We start from the raw sequence: 21,795 nt of genomic DNA, 5'->3' as shown, positions 1-21,795 counted from the left end.
CGGCCTGCCCCTCGCTCGTCTCGCCCTGATCGGTGCTCACGTGCTCTCTCCTTCGGCTGTCGCGTCTCCTCGGTCCTTGTGCCCCCCACTGCTCTGCGGCAGGCGGCCCGTCGCCCGGAGCACGTCGATGACACCCTGATCGCGCTCGGCCACGAGCTGTGCGATGGAACGACCGGCGGCCGCCTCTTCGCACCCCTCGACCATGGCATCACGCAGCGGGGCGTCGAGCTCCGGCGCCTCCAGCCGCGTCCACGGCGACTTCAGCGACGGGCCGAAGTGGTCCAGCATGTGGGCCATTCCGCCCTCACCGCCGGCGAGCGCGAACGTGAGGCAGGGCCCCATGAACGCCCAGCGCAGCCCCGGGCCTTCGGTGATCGAGGCGTCGATGTCGCCTACCGACGCCTCGCCGTTGGCGACCATGTGCAGCGCCTCGCGCCACAGCGCCTCCTGGAGGCGGTTGGCGATGAAGCCTGGCAGTTCGCGGTCCATGGTGATGACGGACTTGCCCGCCACCTCGTAGAAGCGCGACGCCCACTCGACGGCGCCCGGGTCGGTCGACTCGCCGCCGACGACTTCGACGAGCGGGATGAGATACGGCGGATTGAAGGGATGGCCGACCAGCAGCCGCCCCGGGTCCGCGGCCTCGCCCTGCATGTCGGTCATGGGATAGCCGGACGTGGACGAGGCGATGACGACGCCCGGCCGGGCGGCGGCGTCCAGCTCGGCCAGCAGCGAGCGCTTGAGCTCCAGCTTCTCGGGCGCGCTCTCCTGTACGAACTCGGCGTCGGCGACGGCGTCACGGAGTTCGGGTACCACGGTGAGCCGTGCGGGAGAAGCGCCCTCGGCGAGGCCGAGCTGCTCCAGGGCGGGCCAGGCGGCGTCGACGAGCCGTCGGAGCTTCTGTTCGGCGTCGGGTGCCGGGTCCCAGGCGGTGACGTCGTAGCCACGGGCGAGGAAGTGAGCCGCCCAGCCGCCGCCGATCACGCCGGCTCCGACGCAGGCGACACGGCGCACGGCCTCGGGCGGGCAGGCAGCGGCGAAGGGGCCGGGGGAGGGTGCGGTCATTCTGGTGGTGTCCTCACGGTTGCTGCTGCGGGAGTGCGGGAGTGCGGGGTGCGGGAGTCCGGGGGTGCGGGGGTTCGGGTCTCAGGAGGCCGGGACTGCCCGCCGGGGAGGCGGCAGACCCGCTCAGGGGCCGCCGGACCGCCGCTCAGGCGCGGGGCTTCAGCCCGAGGCGTTCACGGGCCTGGTCGGGCGTGGCGACCTGGGCGCCCAGCAGCTCGGTGATCTGCACAGCGCGCTCGACGAGTTGGCCGTTGGTCGCCTTGACCCCCCTGCTGAGGTAGAGGTTGTCCTCCAGACCGACCCGCACGTTGCCGCCGAGCAGGATCGACTGCGCGACCCACGGCATCTGCATCCGTCCCAGCGCGAAGCTGGCCCACTGTGCGCCCTCCGGCAGCATGTCGACCATGGACTTCAGGACGCCCGGCTCAGCGGGCGCACCCCACGGGATGCCCATGCACAGCTGGAAGACGGTCGGGTCGTCCAGCAGTCCCTCGTCCCGGAGTTGCTTGGCGAACCACAGCTGACCGGTGTCGAAGATCTCCAGTTCCGGCCGTACGCCCAGCTCCTGGATGCGCTTGGCGCCCGCACGGAGCATGTCGGGTGTGGAGACGTAGAGGTTGCTGCCCTCACCGAAGTTGAGCGAGCCGCAGTCGAGGGTGCAGATGTCGGGGAGCAGGTCCTCGACGTGCGGCAGCCGTTCGATGCCGCTGACGAGGTCGGTGCCGGGCAGGTGCGTCAGCGGGTTCTCCGGATCGATGACGAGGTCGCCGCCCATGCCCGCGGTCAGGTTGATGACGACGTCGGTTCCGGTCTCCTTGATCCGCTCGACGACCTCCCGGTAGAGGCGGGGGTCGCGTGCCCCCGCGCCGGTCTCCGGGTCGCGCACGTGGATGTGCACCACTGCGGCGCCGGCGCCCGCGGCCTCGACGGCGGAGCGTGCGATCTGCTCGGGAGTCACCGGGACGTGCGGGCTGCGGCCGACGGTGTCGCCGGCGCCGGTGAGCGCGCACGTGATGATGACGGAGCTGTTCATGGGCATGGTCTTCCTCCGCTCTGACGGGCCTGACGGGCCTGACGGGACAGGGATACGGGACGGTTGAGGGTCGGACGGAGTAGGGATGCGACCGGCAGTCGGCTGTCCGGATGGCTGCGGCTGTGCGGTGCGTCGGTCGGCTACGGGGCGGGCGTCGCGGCGAGCTCCGTCTCGACATGGGCGAGGAGCGCGGTCCGCATGGTTTCGGCGCCATGGCCCTGGGGCTCCGTTTCGGGAGGTGTTCCCAGCCGGGCCGGGGCCGTGGCCAGTGCCTGGGCGGCGAGGCCGTCGATGAGCGCGGTGAGGTGCAGGGCGGCGAACTCCGGGTCCACTTCGCGGAAGACGCCTTGCGCGATGCCCCGCCGGATCACGTCGGCGACGGTCGCACGCCACTGCCGGTAGTAGTCGACGTGGAGTTGGCCTACCGCGGTGGAACGGGCCGCCTCCGCCCACAGGTCGAGCCAGACCAGCCACTGCTGGCGCTGCTGCGGGCCGGACGGGATCTGGAGGTCGATGAGCTGGCGGAGTTCGTCCGCCGCGTCGCCGGCTTCCGCGGTGCGGGCGGCCCGGCGTGCGGTGTCCTCGTCCATGCACCAGCGGATGGCGGCCTCGAGGAGTTCGGCCCGGCCGGGGAAGTGGTAGTGGATGGCGGCGGTGCTCGTCTCGCATGCCTCGGCGATGTCGGAGACGCGGACGGCGTGGAAGCCGGATTCGGCGATGAGGCGCACCGTCTCGCGGACGATCTGGAGTGGCCGGCCGCCCTCGGGCGCCGCGGACACGGCGCTCCCGGCCGCGTCGCCGTTGTCCCTCCGGGAGCCGGAGCGTCCACCCGCACCGGCTCCCGCGCCCGAACCCAGCAGCCACGCTGCGTCCACGTCGCCCGCGTCGGCGATGCGCGCCAGTTCGGCGACGGTGAAGCGGCGGCTGCCGCCCAGGGAGCGGGAGAGCTTCGAGGGGTCCATGACGATGCGCCGCGCGAACTCCCGTTGGCTGCAACCGACTTCGCCGATCACCTGCCGTACGCGTGCGGAGACGTCGCCGACGGCGTCCGCGATCCGGCTCCCTGACTCCTGCTGCATGGGCGTCACCGTACGAGCGCATTGAGGAAAACGCAACATCGATAGCGAAGATCCGACAGAAAATGCAGGTGAATGACCGTTGTAGTGCTGACTGGCGTGCCGGTCAGCACCGCAACACGTCCACCCCGAGTGGTCGGTGTCACCGACCGCCCGTCGGTTTGGCCGAGATCCGTGTACAACCCCCGCATCTGTTCGCCGGTCTCTTCTGGTGGACCGGCGGACGCCGCCGGTCCCGATCGACCGACCATCGACCGGGCACGACACATGACCATGACTGGGGGAACAGTTATGCGTTCGAAGAGTGCTGCGCTGGCAGCCGTCACCCTGTTCGCCGCGGGCACGGGCCTGATGGCCACCGCGGGCTCCGCCTCCGCGGCGACGACCGCCACCGGCGCGACGCCGGGTGCCGCCGCTGCCGCGAGTCCCGCACCGAAGGCCGCCTACAACGGGGCGTGCGGCGCCGGGTACTCGGTGGTGAACTCCGCCGGGATCGCCGACCTGGGCACCGTCTTCCTGACGTACAACTCGAGGAACGGCAAGAACTGCGTCGTCACCGTGCGCAACGCGAAGGACGACCCCGTCCACATGGCGGCCTCGGTCCGCGTGCTTCTCGACGACCAGGAGACCGAACCGGTCGTCGATGAGGGCGAGTTCACCACCTACGCGGGCCCCGTCTACGTGGAGGAGGGCGCCGGGCACTGCATCGAGTGGAGCGGTGTCATCGGGGACGAGGAGTACTTCAACAGCGGCTCGAACTGCGGCGTACGGAAGTAACACGCGGGCACTGTCCGGCGCCGTACGGGGCCCGCACACCAACGGGCGCCGTGCGGGGCCCGCACACGAGGGGTGTGCGACGCCCCGCGCGGCGCCCGGGCGGTGCTCAGACGTCAGGGGCGGTGGACCAGGGGGAAACGGTCGGCCGCCCCTGACCGTGAGGGACTTGAAACCCGCTCCCTTCAGCCGGCCGTCGTGCCCTCACCTGTCTTCTAGGGCTGCTTCCACGTGTCGAGAGCCGTGCTGAAGACCTGCTCCGTACCGGAGTCCCACAGGCGGTGCCTGGCCTCGACGTAGATCGTGTACTCGGTGCCCTCGTTGTCGATGTACGCCTGCTGCACGACGTGCATCTGCTCGCCCGACTCCGGCGTGTAGAGGAATTCCCAGCGCGCGCCCGGGTGCCCCTGGTATTCGACGTGCGACAGGCTGATGCGCTGGTAGCCGTTGGACGACTCCTGCATGGCCTGCTCCGTCTCCAGGTAGTTGATGAAGGAGGCCTTCGGTGCGCCCTCCACCTCGCTGATCTGGAGGTATTCGTCGCCGGTCGGCGGCATGTAGCCGACCTGGGTGGGGCTCAGCTCCCTGCGGTCCCAGCCCTTCATCACGGCAAGGGAGAAGCCCCTGTCGTCGACGACGGTGCGGAATCCGGCCGGCAGTCCGTTGCCGGGGGACGGGTTCTGGGGAGGCTTGGGCTTCGCGGGTGCGCTCGTGGCCGGTTTGCTCGTGGAGGGACTGGGAGACTTGGCCTTTTTCTTCTTCTTGAGCTTCGGCGATGCCGCCTCGGTGGTCGCCGAGGGCTCGGGGGACGCCCCCGTGTCGACCATCTTGTACTGCGAGACCTGATTGTCGGACGCACGGTTGTCCCGGGCGTCTTCACGGTTCATCAGGATGCCGGAGGACGTTCCCGCGCCGACCAGGAGGGCCATGACGCCCAGAGTGATCCCCAGCCGGACATAGTTGGTCCTGGTACGGAACTTGAAAGGTGGCGGCGGCGGTGGCGCCGTCAGTGGATACAAGGCGCGGTCGCATCCGGCGCAGGCGTCTGCCGTCGCAGGCGATCTGGTGCCGCAGTGCGGGCATGTGGTCAACATGAGCAGCTCCCGTGCTCCGAGCGTTTCCCGATGGTCCCCTTAACCCGGTGCATGACAGACGGTACTGCCGCGGCCACAAATTGACCCCACAGCGGATTCACTTTTAGCACACACGTACAGACCCTGAGCAGGGAATCTTCCCTATTTGCCGGGCTGTTCACAGTTTCAATCACCGCTCCTGCGCGGGCCCATGTACGCGCATACGCGCCGGGTCCGCACGTCTCCGTACGGGCCCGGCGCGCTGCGGCCGCTCTACGGTCCGCTCGTCGGCGCGGCGGCGGAGGCCTTCGCCGCCGCGGGCTCGGCGGCCCGCTCGGCGGGGCCGCCGCCGTCCGGGGTGCCGTCGGGGACCGAACCGCCCTTCTCCTCGGGCAGCTTGAGGACGAACGTCAGCGCCAGGGCCACGAGATACAGCGCCGTGAAGACGATGGTGACGCCGCCCGCACCGGCCAGCGGGAAGAAGAGGCTCGCCAGCGCCGGCCCCACGAACGCCGCGCCGCCCGCGCCCAGGTTGAGCAGAGCCATCGCGCCGCCCTTGTTCTCCGGGGCCATCGACGGGATGAGCGCCGAGATGGGTACGAACCCTGCGAGCGTGGCGCCGTAGAGCATGCCGGCCAGCACGGCCACCCAGTAGTAGTCGGGGCCCAGCCACGTCGGTACGAAGTAGAGGACGCTCACGCTGATCGCACAGCCCAGCGCGCCGAATCCCGCGATGGTGGTGCGCCAGCCGATCCTGTCGGACAGCGCCCCGAAGATGAGATTGAAGAAGATGTTCGTGCCGTAGATGATCGCGAGCAGCTGGAGCCACTTGTCGGTGCCGAAGCCGACGTCGTCGGAGAAGATCCGCGGCAGATACACGAGCATGCCGAACTCGGGTGCCGTGTTGATGATCCGTACGACGCAGCCCACCACGACGCGCGGGTGGGACTTCACGATGGAGACGCTGTTGAACAGGCTCTGCCCGGTGGTGAGTTCGGACGGAGCCAGCCTGTCACCGCCCGCTCGTGCACGCGCCCCGCACAGCGACAGCAGGCCGCCCGCGGCGATGAGCCCGAGCGCGGACCAGAGGGTGCCCAGCTCTCCGAGGGGCGGAATCGTCAGGCTCGCCCACAGGGAGCCGAGGGTGGGAAGGCCGCCGGTGAAGGCGAAGTAGAACCAGCCGACGGCCGTGCCCAGGCGGGCCTTCGGAGCCGTATCGGTGATCCACACGAGGAAGCCGAACGCGAAGAGCGGATAGCCGAAGCCTCGGATGCCGTAAGTCACCAGCATCATCGGGTAGTTCTCGGCGCCGAGGGCGACCAGCAGGTAGAGGGCGTCGAAGACGATCCAGATCCACAGCCCGAGCCACATCACCCGGCGTGGGCCCCAGACCTCGGCGAGCGCCCCGGAGAACCAGGAGGCCAGCATCACCGTCACGCCGTAGACGGTCATCACATAGCCGGCCCTGACGTCCGTGCCGGCGCCGTGATCCGCCATGTACGGCGCGATGTAGCCGGCCTCGACGCCGTCGCCGATCATGAAGAGCAGCACACCGGCGTAGCCCAGCAGCAGTGACTTGGGGATGCCGATCCGGTCCAGCAGACCTTCCCGCCCCTTTTCCGTCCCCGCGGTCGCGGGGGGTTCCGCAGCACGTCCCGGCATCACGGCCTCCAACCTGAGCTTCACACCTTGGTGCCGCAGATACTCAGGCCGCGTGAGAGAAATATCAATAGTTGTGTTAGAACTAACTGGAAGTGCTGTGAGATTACCTACGGCACGTCGACGACGCGGACGTCGGTCAGCTTGCCCATCGCGACGAGCAGGTCATCGTCGGCGGGGCCGGTCAGCAGGACATGGTCGAACGACTCCACGCCGGCCAGCCGGTGCAGCGCGCTGCGCCCTACCTTGCTGCCGTCCATCAGCAGCACGCTCACGCCTGCCGTCTCCCGCATCGCGCGCTTGACGGCGACGATCTCCTGCTCCTGGTGATAGGTCATGGCCGCGGTCATCGCGGACGTGGAGAGCACGGTGACGTCGACGGAGAAACCGCCGATCATCTCCAGGGCCGGCAGGCCGATCCAGGAGTCGTGCGTACGGGAGTACTCGCCGCCGATGCAGATCAGGCGAATGTCCTCGGCGCCGCGCAACTCCTCGAGGATGAGCCGGTAGTTGGTCACCACCGTCAGCGGTCCCACCTGCGGCAGCATCCTGGCCAGCGCCAGCGCCGTGGTCGAGTCGTCGAGCATCAGCGACATCCCGGGGGAGATGAGGGAGAGCGTCTCGCGTGCCAGCGCCTCCTTGGCCTCGGTGTGCGAGTGCAGCCGGAAGTCGGAGCTGGATTCGAAGACCGTGGAGGGCTGCGCGGAGACACCTCCGTGGTACTTGCGGAGGATGCCCTGGTCGGCGAGGTCCGCGATGTCGCGGTGCACCGTCATGAGGCTGACGCCGGTCAGTTCGGTGAGCGAGGCGACGGTGGCGTCGCCGTGGGTCAGCACGTGATCGATGATCCTCTGCTGTCGCTGTCGGCGTGTGGCGCGTGCTCCCTGGGCGGTCATGCGGACCATCCTGCCTCGTGGTGGACCCCTCGTCTGCCCGGCCCCGCACCGGGACCCACCCCGGAATCACGGCTCTGCCGAACTCTCTAACACTGTACTGGTGACAAGTAACAGGAGCGATGTTAATTTGCTGTCACCGCGACGTGAGGAGTGTCTGCCGTGGCTGCAGCAGTGGTGTTCGACATGGACGGAGTGCTCGTCGAGAGTGAGCACCTCTGGGAGGAGCTGTGGACCTCGTTCGCCGCCGAGCGCGGCGCACGGTGGGGAGCCGAGCAGACCAGGAGCTGCCAGGGCATGAGCGCCCCGGAGTGGGCGGCCTTTCTCACGGACTTCGCAGGCGCGGGGGACACTGCGCAGGAGACCGAACGAATGGTGGTGGACGGCATGATCACCGCTCTTGAGCAGGGCCGGATCGAACTGCTGCCCGGCGCACGGGAGATGGTGGCCGAGTCCGCCGCGCTTGCCCCGGTCGCCCTGGCGTCCTCCGCTCCGCGCCGCGTCATCGATGCCGTGCTCGTACGGCACGGGATCGACCACCACTTCAAGGCCACGGTCTCCAGTGCCGAGGTACCGCGCGGCAAGCCCAGCCCGGACGTCTATCTGGCCGCCGCACGCAGATTGGGCGTTCCGCCCGTGGACTGCCTGGCCGTGGAGGACTCCAGCAACGGGCTGCGGGCCGCCGCCGCTGCCGGGATGACCGTCGTCGCGATCCCCAACCCGCAGTACGCACCGGCAGAGGACGCACTGGCCCGGGCGTCCTTCGCCGCCCCCGACCACGCCGCCGTCAGCAGCTTCCTGACCGGCCGGCTCAGGGAAGGTGACCGGCCATGACCGCAGTCCTGGCAGCGGGCGACGAGTTCGTCGCCCCCGAGCTCTTCACCGACGCGCTGCGGGACGCCGCGCCAGGTGCCCCTCTCGACTTCCGCACCCTCCGCTCGTCCTGGCCGGTGGAACCCTTCGGCCCTGTCGGCGGACCGGACGGGGGAGTCGACGAGGCCAGCGGAACCGAGGACGCCGTCCTCGAAGCCCTCGGCGATGCCGAGATCGCGCTGACCCAGATGGCGCCCTTCACGGCGAAGGTCATCCGCGGCGCCCCCGCGCTGCGGTTGATCAGCGTCTGCCGGGGCGGTCCGGTCAACGTGGACCTGACCGCCGCCACCGAGGCAGGCGTCACCGTCTCCTACGCGCCGGGCCGGAACGCGGCGGCCGCCGCCGAATTCGCGGTCGGACTGATGCTGGCGGCACTGCGCCGCATACCCGCAGCAGACGCGGAAATGAAGCAGGGCGTCTGGCGCGGCGACTACTACGCGTACGACAACGCAGGGCTGGAACTGGACGGTTCGGTCGCCGGGCTCGTCGGCTACGGCGCCATAGGCTCGATCGTCGCCCGCGTCCTGCGTGCCTTCGGCGCCCACGTCCTCGTCGCCGACCCCTACACCGACAAGGCCAAGGCGGAGGCGGACGGCGTCGAACTCGTCACCCTCGAAGAGCTGCTCACCCGCAGCTCCCTCGTCAGCCTCCACGCCCGTCTCACTCCCGAGACGCGGCACCTCCTCGACGGCGGGAACCTCCGGCTCCTCCCGCAGGGCGCCGTGCTGGTCAACTCCGCACGCGGAGGGCTCCTCGACCACGAGCCGCTGCCCTCGATGCTCGCCTCGGGCCACCTCGGCGCACTCGCGCTCGACGTCTACGACATCGAACCCCCGCCCGCGGACTGGCCGTTGCACGAGAAGTCCGGCTGGGGCGGTCGCGTCATCACCACCCCTCATCTCGCGGGTGCCACGCGGCAGACCGCACACCGTGCCGCCGCCATCAGCGCGGGAGAAGCGGCCCGTTTCCTGCGGGGCGAGCCGCTGCGCTTCGTCGCCAACCCAGGAGCAGGTCCCGGGGGTGGGCCGTCATGATCGTCGGGGTGGACGTCGGAACCTCGCTCACCAAGGCCCAGTTGATCAGCCGGGACGGACGCGCCACGCGCCCCCACGAGGCACGCAGCACCCTTCACACGCTGCCCGGACAGCGCGTCGAACAGGACCTGGACGAGGTCGTGGGCACCGTCGTCACGGTCGTGCGCGAGGCCGTCGCCGAGGCTGCCGACCGCTTCCCCGGCGAACCCGTCGAAGCCCTCGCCCTGACCGGCCAGGGCGACGGGCTCTGGCTGCGCGACGCCGACGGCCGCCCCGTCGGCCGGGCCCTGTCCTGGATGGACGGCCGCGCCGCCGGGGTGCTGGAGAAGTGGACCGCCGAAGGCGTCGCGCACGGCGTGCATACCCGCACCGGTGCCGGGATGTTCCCCGGTTCGCCCGGCCCGCTGCTCGCGCATATCGCTCTCCACGAGCCGGAGCGCCTCTCGCGCGCCGCCGTCGCCGGATACTGCGTCGACGCGATCGTGCAGCGCTTCACCGGGGAGATCACGGTCGACGCGTCCGACGCCTCCCAGCCCTTCCTCGACGTCGCCTCCCGTACGTACGACGAGACGGCCCTGGAGATGTGCGGGCTCGGCGACCGGCGGCACCTGCTCGCCGAGCCGGCGCCGCCCGGCACCCTCTTCCGGCTGCTTCCCGACGTTGCCGCGGAACTTGGGCTGCCGGCCGGACTGCCCGTGTCCGGGGGCCCGTTCGACATCGCCGCCTGCGCCTTCGGCTCCGGACTCTCCTCACCCGGCGAGGGCAGCCTCATCATCGGCACCACGCTCGCCAGTCAGGTCCTCACCGACGACTCGGCGCCCCCGGTCCGCGACGACCCGGCCGGCATGATCGTCGCCACCCCGCGCCCGGACAGGTATCTGCGTGTCATGCCCGCGATGATCGGCACCGCCGGTCTCGACTGGCTGACCGACATGCTCGGAGTGCACGTCGACGACCTGGACACCCTGCTGGCACAGTCCCCGCGGGGCGCCTCCGGCGTGACCGCGCTGCCCTTCCTCTCGGCCAGCGGCGAGCGGGCCCCCTTTGTCGACGCCCGCGCCCGCGGCCGCCTCGACGGGCTGACCCCCGCGACGCAGCGGGCCGACCTGGTGCGGGCACTGTGCGAGTCGGTTGCCTACTCCGCCCGGCACTGCATGGAAACCCTGGGCGTCTCCGCGGCGGTCACCGCCTGCGGCGGCGGCGCCCGTTCCGCCGAGTGGGCCCGCATCTTCGCCGCCGTGCTCGGCACCGACCTGCACGTGTGCGACGAGGCCGTGGGCATCCGCGGCGCGGCCCAGATCTGCTGGGAGGCGCTCGGTGAACCCATCGACGCCGAACAGTGGCGCGCCCGGCGCCGGACCGTCACCGCGGACCTCGAGGCCACCGACTTCTACGCGGACGGCTACGCCTCCTATCTGCGTGGCCTCGCCGCCGCCCGCGAAGGCTGGAGTGCGACATGACCAGGCTCTTCAACGACCCGGCACGCTTCGCCGACGACATGGTGACCGGATTCGCCGCGGCACACCCCGAGCACGTACGTGCCGTTCCTGGCGGAGTGGTACGTGCAACGCGTCCGGCGTCGGGCAAGGTCGCCGTCCTGACGGGTGGCGGCTCCGGCCACTACCCGGCGTTCTGCGGCGTCGTCGGTCCCGGCTTCGCCGACGGCTCCGTCATCGGGAACGTCTTCACCTCGCCCTCCGCGGCACAGGCGCACTCGGTCGCCGCCGAGGCGGACAGCGGAGAAGGGGTGGTCTTCCTCTTCGGCAACTACGCCGGCGACGTGCTCAACTTCGGCCTCGCCGCACAGCAGTTGAGCGACGAGGGCATTCCGTCCCGCTGCTACGCCGTCACCGACGACATAGCAAGCGCCCCGCCCGCGGACCGCTCGCTGCGGCGAGGCATCGCCGGCGGCTTCGTCGTCTTCAAGACCGCGTCCGCGGCCGCCGAGGAAGGTGCCGATCTGGACGAGGTCGTCCGCGTCGCGGAACGCACCGACGCCCGCACCCGCACCCTCGGCGTGGCCTTCGACGGCTGCACGCTGCCGGGAGCGGACGCCCCGCTCTTCACGGTGCCCGAGGGAAAGCTGGGCCTCGGACTGGGCATCCACGGTGAACCCGGCGTGAGCGAGAGCGAGTTGAACACGGCGGAGGATCTGGCCCGCACGCTCGTGGACGGACTGCTGGCGGAACGGCCGGCGGCGGAGAACGGGAGCGACCGCGTGGCCGTCCTGCTCAACGGCCTGGGCGCCACCAAGTACGAGGAGCTGTACGTGCTGTGGGGCGCGGTGTCCCGGCTCCTGAACGAGGCGGGTCTGCGGCCCGTGCGCCCCGAGGTGGGGGAGCTGGTCACCAGCCTCGACATGGCCGGCTGCTCCCTCAGCCTCACCTGGCTCGACGACGAACTGGAGCGGCTGTGGCTGGCGTCCGCGGACACACCGGCCTTCCGCCGCGGAATCCGGGTGCAGGGGGCGGACGGCGCGCACCGTGCCGCAACGGGGCCAGCGGAGGCGGACGCCGGACGCGGCGGCGGACCCGGCGGCCGGCGGAACGAGCCGGACCACCGTCCCCGCCCCGCCGCGGCTCGCGCCGCTTCCGCCAGGCCCGTTCCCACCGCGAGCGGAGCTGCCGTCGGCACCTCGGAGGGCGCCGTCCGAGCGCTACGCGCCGCGCACACCGTGCTGCACGAGCAGGAGACCGAACTCGGCCGCCTCGACGCGATCGCGGGGGACGGAGACCACGGGCGCGGCATGTGCAACGGGGTCGACGCGGCACTCGCCGCAGCCGAGAGCGCCCACGCCCGGCACGCCGCCCCCGCGGCACTGCTGGCCGCAGCCGGAGACGCCTGGGCAGCCGATGCGGGCGGCACCTCGGGAGCCCTGTGGGGTGCGGGCCTGCGTGCCCTCGGCACCGCGCTGCCCGCCGAACGGGCAGCGAGTCCTGAGGAGTTGGTGAAGGCGGTGCGGTCCGCGCTCGACGCCGTCACCACGCTCGGCAAGGCGGCGCCCGGCGACAAGACGCTCGTCGACGCGCTCGAGCCGTTCGTCACCGAGTTCACCGGACGCGTCGGCAACGGCACGTCACCCGGCGAGGCGTTCGCGGCGGCGGTCGCAAAAGCCCGCACCGCGGCCCAGGACACGTCCCGGCTGCGCCCGCTGCTGGGACGGGCCCGCCCGCTCGCCGAGCGCAGCATCGGCACGCCGGACCCCGGAGCCGTCTCGCTTGCGGCGGTGCTCGGAGCGGTGCTCGACGCCGGGCCGGGCGCCGGCAGCGGTCCGCCCGGCCGCCCCTCCAGCGCCCGCACACGATGAGTTCGGCACGGGACCGGCCCGGCGCAATGAGCAGGTCAGCGCAGTCAGCAGGCCGGCGCAGTCATGAAGGAGCACACCACATGGACACCACGGCAACCCGGCAGCCGGAACACGGTCAGCTGCGCGTCGTCGTCGGCTGCGACGACGCCGGTCTCGACTACAAGGAGGTCATCAAGCGCGACCTCAGCGGCGACCCGCGGGTGGCCGAGGTCTCGGACGTGGGAGTCGGCAGCGACGAGCACACCGCGTACCCCCACGTCGCGGTGGAAGCCGCCCGCCGGGTCGCGGACGGCGGTGCCGACCGCGCGCTGCTCATCTGCGGCACCGGCCTGGGCGTGGCCATCAGCGCCAACAAGGTCCCGGGCATCCGTGCCGTCACGGCCCACGACAGCTACTCCGTACGACGCTCGGTGCTCAGCAACAACGCCCAGGTGCTCTGCTTCGGGCAGCGCGTCATCGGCCTGGAGCTGGCCCGCACGCTCGTCGACGAATGGCTCGGCCAGCACTTCGACGAGCGGTCGGCGTCCGCGGAGAAGGTCGCCGCGATCGGCGGCTACGAACGCTCCTGACCCGCGCTCGCCCCGTGCGCCGCCACCGCACGGCAGGAGCCCCCGCCGGACGATTCCGGCGGGGGCTCCTTGGGTGGTACGACTCAGGTCACTGAGGGGTGACGTTCTCCGCCTGCGGCCCCTTCGGACCCTGGGTCACGTCGAAGCTCACGAGCTGGTTCTCCTCCAGGGAGCGGAAGCCAGTCGCGTTGATCGCGGAGTAGTGGACGAAGACATCGGGACCGCCGCCGTCCTGGGCGATGAAGCCAAAGCCCTTTTCAGCGTTGAACCACTTGACGGTTCCGGTAGCCATAAGCCCTCCTTGGGCCTATAAGGGTCGCCCTGCTCCCAGAACCCCGCTAAGAAGTCTCTGAAAACGACGAGAGCCCGCGGTCACATGCTCCGCAGGCTCTGTACTGCAAGGAAACCAAACTGCAACTTGTCGGCGAGCCTAGCACGGTGCCGCGTGGGGCGGAAGGGTGAACGATCTCGGCCGTGCGCTGCTCGGTTTCCCCGGCGACCGCCCGCCGGGAATCGGGCCGGGGCCCCCGGGCCGGAGCCCCCGGGCCGGGGCTGTGACGGGCCGCCGGGGGTCGCGGCGTACGCTCCGGGGTGTGACTGAGTTTCCAAGGGTTCCCAGATCCCGTCCGCGTGTGGGGCACATCCAGTTCCTCAACTGCCTCCCGCTGTACTGGGGTCTTGTTCACACCGGCTCCCTGCTCGATCTGGAGCTCACAAGGGACACCCCTGAAAAGCTGAGCGACCAGTTGGTGAACGGGGATCTCGATATCGGACCCATCACGCTCGTCGAATTCCTCAGGAATGCCGATCAGCTCGTCGCCCTTCCGGATATCGCGGTGGGCTGTGACGGTCCGGTGATGTCCTGCGAGATCGTCTCGCGTGTGCCGCTGGACAGCCTGGACGGGGCGAAGGTCGCGCTGGGCTCCACTTCCCGCACGTCCGTACGGCTGGCCCGGCTGCTGCTCTCGGAGCGGTTCGGTGTGCGGCCCGACTACTTCACGTGCGAGCCGGACCTGGAGCGGATGATGGACGAGGCCGATGCCGCCGTCGTCATCGGTGACCTCGGGCTCCGCGCGTATCTGCGCAACCTGCCCGAGCCCGGCCTCGAGGTCCACGACCTGGGCCAGCTGTGGAAGGAATGGACGGGGCTGCCGTTCGTCATGGCGGTGTGGGCCGTGCGCCGGGACTACCTGGCGCAGCACCCGGAGACCGTGGACGAGGTCCACCGCGCCTTCCTCTCCTCCCGCGACCTGGCACTGGAGGAGGTCGCCAAGGTCGCCGAGCACGCGGCGCGCTGGGAGGTCTTCGAACCGCCGGTGCTGGAGCGGTACTTCACCACCCTCGACTTCCGCCTCGCCGGGCGGCAGTTGCAGGGCGTCGAGGAGTTCGTGCGCCGCACCGCCGCCACCGGTGACTACCCCGCCGACGTCCGGGTCGGGTTGCTGCACGAGCCCGTCGGGGACCGCGAGCCGGTCGGGGACTGACGCCAGGGGCGCTGGCCGAGTCCGCCGCGTGCCCCTGGCGTACGCTGGCCCGGCAAGGGAAATGCCGCCAGCCACCTCCGGAGGGACGCCCCGGTGTCCGAAACCGCCGACCGTCAGGCCGTTCTCGATCGCGCTGCCGAGGGCGGCCGTATCACCCCCGAGGAAGCGCTCGACCTGTACCGCTCAGCGCCGCTGCACGCCCTCGGCGCGGCGGCCGACGCCGCCCGGCGCAAGCGCTACACGGGCACCGAGCACATCGCGACGTACATCATCGAGCGGAACATCAACTACACCAACTCGTGTGTGACCGCCTGCAAGTTCTGCGCCTTCTACGCCTCACCGAAGAGCGAAGACGTATGGACGCGCGACCTGGACGACATCCTGCGCCGCTGCGCCGAGACCGTCGAACTGGGCGGCACCCAGATCATGTTCCAGGGCGGCCACCACCCGGACTACGGGGTGGAGTACTACGAGGAGCACTTCGCGGCCATCAAGGAGCGCTTCCCGCAGCTCGTGATCCACTCGCTCGGCGCGTCCGAGGTGCAGCACATGGCGAAGATCTCCGGTGTGACCCCCGAGGAGGCGATCCGCCGCATCAACGCTGCCGGCCTCGACTCCTTCGCGGGCGCGGGCGCCGAACTGCTTCCCGCACGGGCACGCAAGGCCATCGCGCCGCTCAAGGAATCCGGCGAGCGCTGGCTGGAGATCATGGAGACCGCGCACAACCTCGGTGTGGAGTCCACCTCGACGATGCTCATGGGCACCGGTGAGACCAACGCCGAGCGGATCGAGCACCTGCGGATGATCCGTGACGTGCAGGACCGCACGGGCGGCTTCCGCGCCTTCATCCCGTACACGTACCAGCCGGAGAACAACACCCTGAAGGGCCAGACGCAGGCCACGCTCTTCGAGTACCTGCGGATGATCGCCATCGCGCGGCTCTTCTTCGACAACGTGGCCCACATCCAGGGCTCCTGGCTCACGACGGGCAAGGAGGTCGGCCAGCTCTCCCTGCACTACGGGGCCGACGACCTCGGCTCGGTGATGCTGGAGGAGAACGTCGTCTCCATGGCGGGCGCCAAGCACCGCTCGAACCGGATGGAGCTGCTCGAACTGATCCGGTCCGCGGACCGGGTACCGGCGCAGCGCAGCACGACGTACGAGCACCTGGTCGTCCACGAGGACCCGGCGGACGACCCCGCCGACGACCGTGTCGTCTCGCACTTCTCCTCGACGGCGATCGAGGGCGGCAGCGCGCATCCGGAACTCAACCTGATCGAGGCGAAGTAGCCCCTGGCGGGGCAGGCCGGCCGCGTGTGTTCCGGCGGCCCCGCCGCCGCGTCCCGCAAGCTCCGGCCATGTGACGGCCGGAAGCTGACGCGCCCTCAGCTGTGGTGCGTATGACGCCCGTTGAAGGGGTAGACCCGCTCCTGCACGACATGTCCGACTCCGCCCGCCGCGGCCGGAGCGCGGGTGCAGCGGCTGGGGGGTGGGGACGGGTGGACGACGAGGACGCTCGGGAAGCGGTACGGCGTCACCTCCATGAGCGTGGCGAGCTGGCGAAGGCTGGTCCGCCGAACACGTGGACGGCCACCCTGATGACCCTGGTGAAGGGGCGGATCGTACGGAGTGTCGAGAATCGTGCGGAGCGGCCGGCGAGAAAGCCGGGGGACTTCGACCTGTCGGAGCGGCCGCGGTACGACGAGCTCGACGGATACCGCCTCGACCCGCCGCGGAACCCTTCGCAGCGGATGCAACTGCTGCTGGTCAAGCGCGACTCGGAGTCCGTGGGGCCCTGCTCACGTGACTGCGAGGGCGGCCGGGCCACGTGTCGTGGGTGCCGGGGCCGGAAGAGGGTGCGCTGTGAGCCGCGCACCGACTGCGAGGCGTGCGGCGGGGAGGACTCCTGCCTCAACTGTGCGGCACCCGGCCGCGCTGTGGGCACGGCAGCGCCCGGCGCGGAGCGACCCGCGCGTGCGGAGAAGCGCCTCACCTGCGTCAAGTGCCGGGAGCGGGGCGTCGCTTGCCGCTCGTGCCAGGGCAGGGGCGACGTCCCTTGTGCGCTGTGCGGGGAGACGGGGTTCCGGGGCTGTCCCACGTGCGGCGGCTCCGGCACGGTGCGCCACGACGACTGCGAAGGCACCGGGTCGTTCACGATCTGGACCGCGGGGACGATCACCCGGAAGCCGGAGAGGGGAACCATCCGTTGGGCGGAGCACGGCGTGTCCTGGCGCACCTGGAACAAGGCGCGCCGCCATGGCAGTTGGCGCCGGGAGGTGCTCAGGGGCGACGCCGGGACCGCGTCGGTCGCGGACCTGGACGACGTGGCCGCCAAGGGTTTGGCACCGGACCTGAAGAAGACGAGGGGTGAAGTCGCCCGCGAGGTCAGCCTGGAGATCCTCCGGATGGCCCGGGTCGAGGTGCCGCTGCTGCCGCACCGCGTCCACTACGCCCACCCCGCACCGGCGACCGATCCCGCGGGCCCCGCGTACGGGGTCTTCACCGTGCCGTCCCGGCAGAGGACCGCTCGGATCGCCGCGGCCGCCGTGGCAGCCCTGGCGGTCCTCACAGCGGTCTGGTGGCTGCTCACGGCCTGACCGCCCCGCCGCCCGGACAGACCCCTGCGGCGCCCCGGCGGCGCGTGGCCGCGTGGGACGGGACACAATGGGGATGTGACCCGCGCATCCCTGGACAAGCAGCCGCACGAAGTCGCCGCGATGTTCGACGACGTCGCCGCGCGGTACGACATCACCAACGACGTGCTCTCCCTCGGGCAGACACGGCTGTGGCGGCGTGCCGTCGCCAGGGCCGTCGACGTGCGGCCCGGTGAGCGCGTGCTCGATCTGGCAGCCGGTACGGGCACCTCGTCGCAGCCCTTCGTCGCGGCGGGTGCGTACACGGTGCCCTGCGACTTCAGCCTCGGGATGCTGAAGGAGGGCAAGAAGCGGCTTCCGTGGATGCCGTTCACCGCCGGCGACGCGACCCGACTGCCGTTCCGCGACGGCGTGTTCGACGCCGTGACGATCTCCTTCGGGCTGCGCAACGTGCATGACACCGACGACGCTCTGCGGGAGCTGCACCGCGTCACGGCACCGGGCGGCCGCATCGTCATCTGCGAGTTCAGCCACCCCACATGGGCGCCGTTCCGCACCGTCTACAGCGAGTACCTGATGCGGGCGCTGCCCCCGGTCGCCAGGGCGGTCTCCTCCAGTCCCGACGCGTACGTCTACCTTGCCGAGTCGATCCGCGCCTGGCCCGACCAGCCCGCTCTCGCGCGCCATCTCCAGCAGGCGGGCTGGGAGAAGGTGGCCTGGCGGGATCTGACGGGCGGCGTCGTGGCCCTGCACCGCGGCGTTCGCACGTGAAGCCGCGGTCCGCCGCCTCCCGATGAGCACGGACGCGCTGTTCCCCGGGTCCACGCCCTGCGTGGCACCAGGGGGTGCCCGGACGCCCGAGACCGTCCTCTTAGACTGCAACTGCCCAGTACCCAGCCTTTGCGGGAGTCCTTGTGACTGACACCGTCACCTCCGAGCGGACCGCCGATGTGATCGTCGTAGGTGCCGGCCCCGCCGGGGCCACCACCGCCTACCACTTGGCGCGCAGCGGCCTGGACGTGCTGCTGCTCGAGAAGACCGCCTTCCCCCGCGAGAAGGTGTGCGGCGACGGCCTCACGCCGCGCGCCGCGAAGCAGCTCGTCGCCATGGGCATCGACATCTCCGAGGAGGCCGGCTGGCTGCGCAACAGGGGGCTGCGCATCATCGGCGGCGGTCAGCGCCTCGAACTCGACTGGCCGGAGCTGGCCACGTATCCGGACTACGGACTCGTGCGCAAGCGCGACGACTTCGACGAGCAGCTGGCCCGGCAGGCCGAGAAGGCCGGTGCCCGCATGTACGAGCGCTGCAACGTCGGGGAGCCGATCCTGGACGCGGGAGGCCGCATCACCGGTGTCCACGCCAAGCTCGGCGAGGAGAAGACCCCGGTCACCTTCCATGCGCCGCTCGTCGTCGCCGCCGACGGCAACTCCACGCGTCTCTCCCTCAAGATGGGCCTGCACAGGCGTGAGGACCGTCCGATGGGCGTCGCCGTCCGCACGTACTTCACCTCCCCGCGCCACGACGACGACTACCTGGAGTCCTGGCTGGAGCTGTGGGACCGGCGCGGCGCACAGGACCGCCTGCTGCCCGGCTACGGCTGGGTGTTCGGCATGGGCGACGGCACCAGCAACGTCGGCCTGGGTGTCCTCAACACCTCGGACGACTTCAAGGAGCTGGACTGGCGCGAGATCCTCAAGGCGTGGACGGCGTCCATGCCGGAGGAGTGGGGCTACACCCCCGAGAACATGACGGGCCCCATCCGTGGGGCCGCGCTCCCCATGGCCTTCAACCGGCAGCCGCACTACACGCGCGGGTTGCTGCTCGTGGGTGACGCGGGCGGGCTGGTGAACCCGTTCAACGGCGAAGGCATCGCGTACGCCATGGAGTCGGGCGTCATCGCGGCGGAGACGATCGTCCAGGCGCACGCACGGGCCACGCCCGCACAGCGCGAACTGGCCCTGCGCCGCTACCCGAAGATCCTCAAGGAGACCTACGGGGGCTACTACACGCTGGGCCGCGCGTTCGTGAAGCTGATCGGCAACCCGAAGGTGATGAAGGTGGCGACGGAGCGCGGCCTCTCCCACCCGCTGCTGATGCGCTTCGCGCTGAAGATGCTGGCCAACCTCACCGACCCGTCGGGCGGCGACGCGATGGACCGAGTCATCAACGGCCTCAGCAAGGTCGCTCCGCGCGCCTAGCGGGCGCGAGCCGGGGGGCGGCCCGGTGAGATCCGGGGCGGCCCGCATCGGGCCGCACCGGATCGCTGTCCGCGCCCCGAGACGCAACACGAAGGGGCCCGCCGCGAACACGCGGCGGGCCCCTTCGTACGTCGTGAGCGGGTGGTTCTCAGGTGAGGCGGAGTGCGCCTGTCGGCGGGTCGTAGTCCAGGGGCTTCTCGACGACACCCGTCGAGGAGTTCTGCGCGCCGATGAACTTGCCGTCCCCGACGTAGACGCCGACGTGGTACGCGCTGCCGGCGCCGCCCCAGTAGAGGAGGTCGCCCTCCTGCAGGGAGTCCATGGAGACGGAGGTGCCCTCGGTGCTCTGCGCCTGGGAGGTGCGCGGCAGGCTCACGCCGAGCTGCTTGAAGGCGGCCTGCGTCAGTCCGGAGCAGTCGTAGGAGGAAGGCCCGCTGGCGCCCAGCACGTAGGACTTGCCGACCTGGGCCTTGAGGAAGCTGATGACACCGGCGACGTTGCCGCTGCCTGCCGAGAGACTCGTGCGCTCGCTGGTGCGCGAAGCGCGCTCCTCGGCGGCCTTCTTGCGCGCGGCCTCGGCCTTGCGTTCGGCGGCCTGTTCGGCCTTGCGCGCGTTGTCCTGCGCGCGGTCCGCGGCCTTGGCCTCGGCCTGTTTCACCTGTCGCTGGAGTGCGTTGGTCTTGAGAGAGTCGGCTGCTTCGGAGGTGGACCCCTCCACGGTGTTGCTGACCGCAGCCATTTCGACTGTCTCGGTGGCTTCATCCTGCTTCTCGGCCGCCGAGGACGCCGGGGAGATCGCCGTGGTGAGGGCGACTGCTCCCAAGACGCCACCCGTCGCCCCTGCACGCAGCGCCTTGTTCACGTTGCTGGTGCGGGGTTTCCGGTGTCTGGGTACGTGAGCGTTCCGGGACATGAGGCATGGATAGCAGCCCCGGGATGATCCGTTCAAAGAAGGTGCGATGCGCCACAGTGGGCCCGTATTCGCCCAGTTGAGGACGAGTTGATCTTCCAGGGTCTCGGTCCGGTCACGGCGGCCGCCCAACTACGGAACTGTGACCACGCACTTGTCCGTATTGCGTGCATTGATCTGGCGCATATCACCTCCTGCATCCTGTGAGCAAAGGTGGCAGGGGCTGTCAAGGATGTGTGTGGTGCGGGTCACACTTCTACTGTCAATTCTGTTCATGAATGGGTGATTGAAGCCTCGTCATCCCTTTTGAACAGGGGGGAGACGATGTGTGGAGGGTGAAGAAAGTGGTCAGGCGGAGGCCGATTGTTCCGACGTTCACAAACGGCCTGCTACTGACGCCCACTGGCGTTCGGAGGGCCTTCCCGGCCGAATCCGAGGAGTGCTTTCCGGTCGGCGTCCGGGGGTCCCAGCTCGCGCTGCGCGCGGACCTCTTCCGGGTATCGGTCCACGGGTGCCGGGGCGGAGTCGCCGGGTGCGACTTCGACCCCGCGAGGAGGCGGGTGCGCTGCCCCGACGCCCGCTTTCACGCGGGTTCGGCGAAAGGGCTTTCGCCCCCGCGCACTTGAAGATCGACATCCCTCTGACGTGCGGCTTCGACTCCGGGTGGTGGAGATCACAAACTCCTAACCGGACCCCGTGTCGCAGATCACAAGGCCCGGGCATAAGATGCCTCCCGCAAGGGCTTGTGAACTGCCTCACATAGAAGCGATCTTCATGGGAGGCGGACCATTCGCCCGGCGGACAGCCGGCAGTCAGCGTCGACGGTCCCACTGGACCCACCGGTCCGGGAGGGTCCCCAGGGTCGACTGGAAGGAGCGGGGAGCGGTGAACGCCTACACGCCAATCCTTGTACTGGGAGCCATCGCGGCGGGCTTTGCGATCTTCTCGGTGGTCGCGGCATCGGTCATCGGCCCCAAGCGCTACAACAGGGCCAAGCTGGAGGCGTACGAGTGCGGCATCGAGCCGACTCCGCAGCCGGCCGGCGGCGGGCGATTCCCGGTCAAGTACTACCTGACGGCGATGCTCTTCATCGTCTTCGACATCGAAATCGTCTTTCTCTACCCGTGGGCGGTCCACTTCGACTCCCTCGGGATCTTCGGCCTCGCCGAAATGCTGGTCTTCGTCGCCCTCATCGGCGTCGCGTACGCCTACGACTGGCGGCGCGGCGGCCTGGAATGGGATTAGGGGCAGGT

20 protein-coding genes are annotated in these 21,795 nt (G+C 70.3%); 12 read left to right on the top strand and 8 right to left on the bottom strand.

Going from position 1 to position 21,795, the window contains the following annotated elements:
* Positions 1–36: 36 nt before the first annotated feature.
* The 3 genes from I004_RS36110 to I004_RS0126015 form a co-directional block, all read right to left on the bottom strand.
* Positions 37–1,065, bottom strand: a complete 1,029-nt coding sequence (locus I004_RS36110; protein WP_051345447.1) for a 3-hydroxyacyl-CoA dehydrogenase NAD-binding domain-containing protein — start codon at positions 1,063–1,065, stop codon at positions 37–39.
* 145 nt (positions 1,066–1,210) lie between these two features.
* Entirely contained in the window at positions 1,211–2,104 is an 894-nt protein-coding gene (locus I004_RS0126020) for a beta-keto acid cleavage family enzyme (protein WP_028437902.1), read from the bottom strand.
* A gap of 134 nt (positions 2,105–2,238) precedes the next feature.
* Positions 2,239–3,177 carry a TetR/AcrR family transcriptional regulator gene (locus I004_RS0126015; RefSeq protein ID WP_028437901.1) on the bottom strand — a complete coding sequence of 313 codons (939 nt, stop codon included), beginning with the start codon at positions 3,175–3,177 and terminating at the stop codon, positions 2,239–2,241.
* Positions 3,178–3,465: 288 nt separating this feature from the next.
* On the opposite strand from I004_RS0126015, the gene I004_RS0126010 reads away from it, so the two are divergent.
* On the top strand, positions 3,466–3,951 hold the full coding sequence (locus I004_RS0126010; RefSeq protein WP_028437900.1) for a hypothetical protein: 486 nt from the start codon (positions 3,466–3,468) through the stop codon (positions 3,949–3,951).
* Between the two features lie 212 nt (positions 3,952–4,163).
* On the opposite strand, the gene I004_RS0126005 is transcribed toward I004_RS0126010, so the two are convergent.
* The 3 genes from I004_RS0126005 to I004_RS0125995 all read right to left on the bottom strand — a co-directional run bounded on the left by I004_RS0126005 (position 4,164) and on the right by I004_RS0125995 (position 7,576).
* A complete protein-coding gene (locus tag I004_RS0126005) occupies positions 4,164–4,877 on the bottom strand; it encodes a hypothetical protein (RefSeq protein WP_028437899.1) in 714 nt (237 codons plus the stop codon).
* A gap of 417 nt (positions 4,878–5,294) precedes the next feature.
* A complete protein-coding gene (locus I004_RS36105; protein ID WP_051345461.1) occupies positions 5,295–6,683 on the bottom strand; it encodes an MFS transporter in 1,389 nt (462 codons plus the stop codon).
* A 107-nt stretch (positions 6,684–6,790) separates the two neighbouring features.
* Complete coding sequence (locus I004_RS0125995; RefSeq protein WP_028437898.1) at positions 6,791–7,576, bottom strand: DeoR/GlpR family DNA-binding transcription regulator; 786 nt, start codon at positions 7,574–7,576, stop codon at positions 6,791–6,793.
* A gap of 159 nt (positions 7,577–7,735) precedes the next feature.
* On the opposite strand from I004_RS0125995, the gene I004_RS0125990 reads away from it, so the two are divergent.
* From I004_RS0125990 to I004_RS0125970, 5 genes are all read left to right on the top strand, one after another.
* Positions 7,736–8,407: an HAD-IA family hydrolase gene (locus I004_RS0125990; protein WP_028437897.1), complete on the top strand. Its 672-nt coding sequence runs from the start codon at positions 7,736–7,738 to the stop codon at positions 8,405–8,407.
* Positions 8,404–9,480 carry a 2-hydroxyacid dehydrogenase gene (locus tag I004_RS0125985; RefSeq protein WP_028437896.1) on the top strand — a complete coding sequence of 359 codons (1,077 nt, stop codon included), beginning with the start codon at positions 8,404–8,406 and terminating at the stop codon, positions 9,478–9,480. The genes I004_RS0125990 and I004_RS0125985 overlap by 4 nt, the downstream gene beginning before the upstream one ends.
* Positions 9,477–10,940, top strand: a complete 1,464-nt coding sequence (locus I004_RS0125980; RefSeq protein ID WP_028437895.1) for an FGGY-family carbohydrate kinase — start codon at positions 9,477–9,479, stop codon at positions 10,938–10,940. The genes I004_RS0125985 and I004_RS0125980 overlap by 4 nt, the downstream gene beginning before the upstream one ends.
* On the top strand, positions 10,937–12,787 hold the full coding sequence (locus I004_RS36100) for a dihydroxyacetone kinase family protein (protein WP_051345446.1): 1,851 nt from the start codon (positions 10,937–10,939) through the stop codon (positions 12,785–12,787). Before I004_RS0125980 ends, I004_RS36100 begins: the two co-directional genes overlap by 4 nt.
* A gap of 80 nt (positions 12,788–12,867) precedes the next feature.
* Positions 12,868–13,356 carry a ribose-5-phosphate isomerase gene (locus I004_RS0125970; protein ID WP_051345445.1) on the top strand — a complete coding sequence of 163 codons (489 nt, stop codon included), beginning with the start codon at positions 12,868–12,870 and terminating at the stop codon, positions 13,354–13,356.
* A gap of 88 nt (positions 13,357–13,444) precedes the next feature.
* Here the strand turns inward: I004_RS0125970 and I004_RS0125965 are convergent, their stop codons facing one another.
* On the bottom strand, positions 13,445–13,648 hold the full coding sequence (locus I004_RS0125965; RefSeq protein WP_028432886.1) for a cold-shock protein: 204 nt from the start codon (positions 13,646–13,648) through the stop codon (positions 13,445–13,447).
* Positions 13,649–13,949: 301 nt separating this feature from the next.
* On the opposite strand from I004_RS0125965, the gene I004_RS36095 reads away from it, so the two are divergent.
* The 5 genes from I004_RS36095 to I004_RS0125940 all read left to right on the top strand — a co-directional run bounded on the left by I004_RS36095 (position 13,950) and on the right by I004_RS0125940 (position 19,632).
* Positions 13,950–14,840, top strand: coding sequence for a menaquinone biosynthesis protein (locus I004_RS36095; RefSeq protein WP_037977877.1), 891 nt, complete (start codon positions 13,950–13,952; stop codon positions 14,838–14,840).
* Positions 14,841–14,933: 93 nt separating this feature from the next.
* The gene (mqnC, locus tag I004_RS0125955) at positions 14,934–16,130 is read left to right on the top strand and encodes a cyclic dehypoxanthinyl futalosine synthase (protein WP_028437893.1); all 1,197 of its coding nucleotides are present in this window, start codon (positions 14,934–14,936) and stop codon (positions 16,128–16,130) included.
* Positions 16,131–17,062: 932 nt separating this feature from the next.
* Positions 17,063–17,437, top strand: coding sequence for a hypothetical protein (locus I004_RS39665; protein WP_158677101.1), 375 nt, complete (start codon positions 17,063–17,065; stop codon positions 17,435–17,437).
* A gap of 75 nt (positions 17,438–17,512) precedes the next feature.
* The gene (locus I004_RS0125945) at positions 17,513–18,205 is read left to right on the top strand and encodes a demethylmenaquinone methyltransferase (RefSeq protein WP_028437892.1); all 693 of its coding nucleotides are present in this window, start codon (positions 17,513–17,515) and stop codon (positions 18,203–18,205) included.
* Between the two features lie 143 nt (positions 18,206–18,348).
* Entirely contained in the window at positions 18,349–19,632 is a 1,284-nt protein-coding gene (locus tag I004_RS0125940) for a geranylgeranyl reductase family protein (RefSeq protein ID WP_028437891.1), read from the top strand.
* A gap of 148 nt (positions 19,633–19,780) precedes the next feature.
* Here I004_RS0125940 and I004_RS0125935 read toward each other — a convergent pair whose 3' ends face one another.
* Complete coding sequence (locus tag I004_RS0125935; RefSeq protein WP_028437890.1) at positions 19,781–20,545, bottom strand: C40 family peptidase; 765 nt, start codon at positions 20,543–20,545, stop codon at positions 19,781–19,783.
* Positions 20,546–21,427: 882 nt separating this feature from the next.
* Between I004_RS0125935 and I004_RS0125930 the strand changes: the two genes are divergently transcribed.
* The gene (locus I004_RS0125930; RefSeq protein WP_028437889.1) at positions 21,428–21,787 is read left to right on the top strand and encodes an NADH-quinone oxidoreductase subunit A; all 360 of its coding nucleotides are present in this window, start codon (positions 21,428–21,430) and stop codon (positions 21,785–21,787) included.
* Positions 21,788–21,795: the final 8 nt, after the last annotated feature.

The organism is Streptomyces sp. TAA486, from assembly GCF_000426165.1.
The sequence above is the reverse complement of the archived record's forward strand: the minus strand, read 5'-3'. Positions and strand labels throughout refer to the sequence as shown.

What these genes read in the sequence shown, in the direction of transcription:
- I004_RS0125970 (WP_051345445.1), top strand. Translation starts at nt 12,868, where the DNA reads ATGGACACCACGGCAACCCGGCAGCCGGAACACGGTCAGCTGCGCGTC.
- I004_RS36110 (WP_051345447.1), bottom strand. Translation starts at nt 1,065, where the DNA reads ATGACCGCACCCTCCCCCGGCCCCTTCGCCGCTGCCTGCCCGCCCGAG.
- I004_RS0126005 (WP_028437899.1), bottom strand. Translation starts at nt 4,877, where the DNA reads ATGGCCCTCCTGGTCGGCGCGGGAACGTCCTCCGGCATCCTGATGAAC.
- I004_RS0126020 (WP_028437902.1), bottom strand. Translation starts at nt 2,104, where the DNA reads ATGCCCATGAACAGCTCCGTCATCATCACGTGCGCGCTCACCGGCGCC.
- I004_RS0126010 (WP_028437900.1), top strand. Translation starts at nt 3,466, where the DNA reads ATGCGTTCGAAGAGTGCTGCGCTGGCAGCCGTCACCCTGTTCGCCGCG.
- I004_RS0125965 (WP_028432886.1), bottom strand. Translation starts at nt 13,648, where the DNA reads ATGGCTACCGGAACCGTCAAGTGGTTCAACGCTGAAAAGGGCTTTGGC.
- I004_RS36100 (WP_051345446.1), top strand. Translation starts at nt 10,937, where the DNA reads ATGACCAGGCTCTTCAACGACCCGGCACGCTTCGCCGACGACATGGTG.
- I004_RS0125935 (WP_028437890.1), bottom strand. Translation starts at nt 20,545, where the DNA reads ATGTCCCGGAACGCTCACGTACCCAGACACCGGAAACCCCGCACCAGC.
- I004_RS36105 (WP_051345461.1), bottom strand. Translation starts at nt 6,683, where the DNA reads ATGCCGGGACGTGCTGCGGAACCCCCCGCGACCGCGGGGACGGAAAAG.
- I004_RS0126015 (WP_028437901.1), bottom strand. Translation starts at nt 3,177, where the DNA reads ATGCAGCAGGAGTCAGGGAGCCGGATCGCGGACGCCGTCGGCGACGTC.
- I004_RS0125980 (WP_028437895.1), top strand. Translation starts at nt 9,477, where the DNA reads ATGATCGTCGGGGTGGACGTCGGAACCTCGCTCACCAAGGCCCAGTTG.
- I004_RS0125985 (WP_028437896.1), top strand. Translation starts at nt 8,404, where the DNA reads ATGACCGCAGTCCTGGCAGCGGGCGACGAGTTCGTCGCCCCCGAGCTC.
- I004_RS0125995 (WP_028437898.1), bottom strand. Translation starts at nt 7,576, where the DNA reads ATGACCGCCCAGGGAGCACGCGCCACACGCCGACAGCGACAGCAGAGG.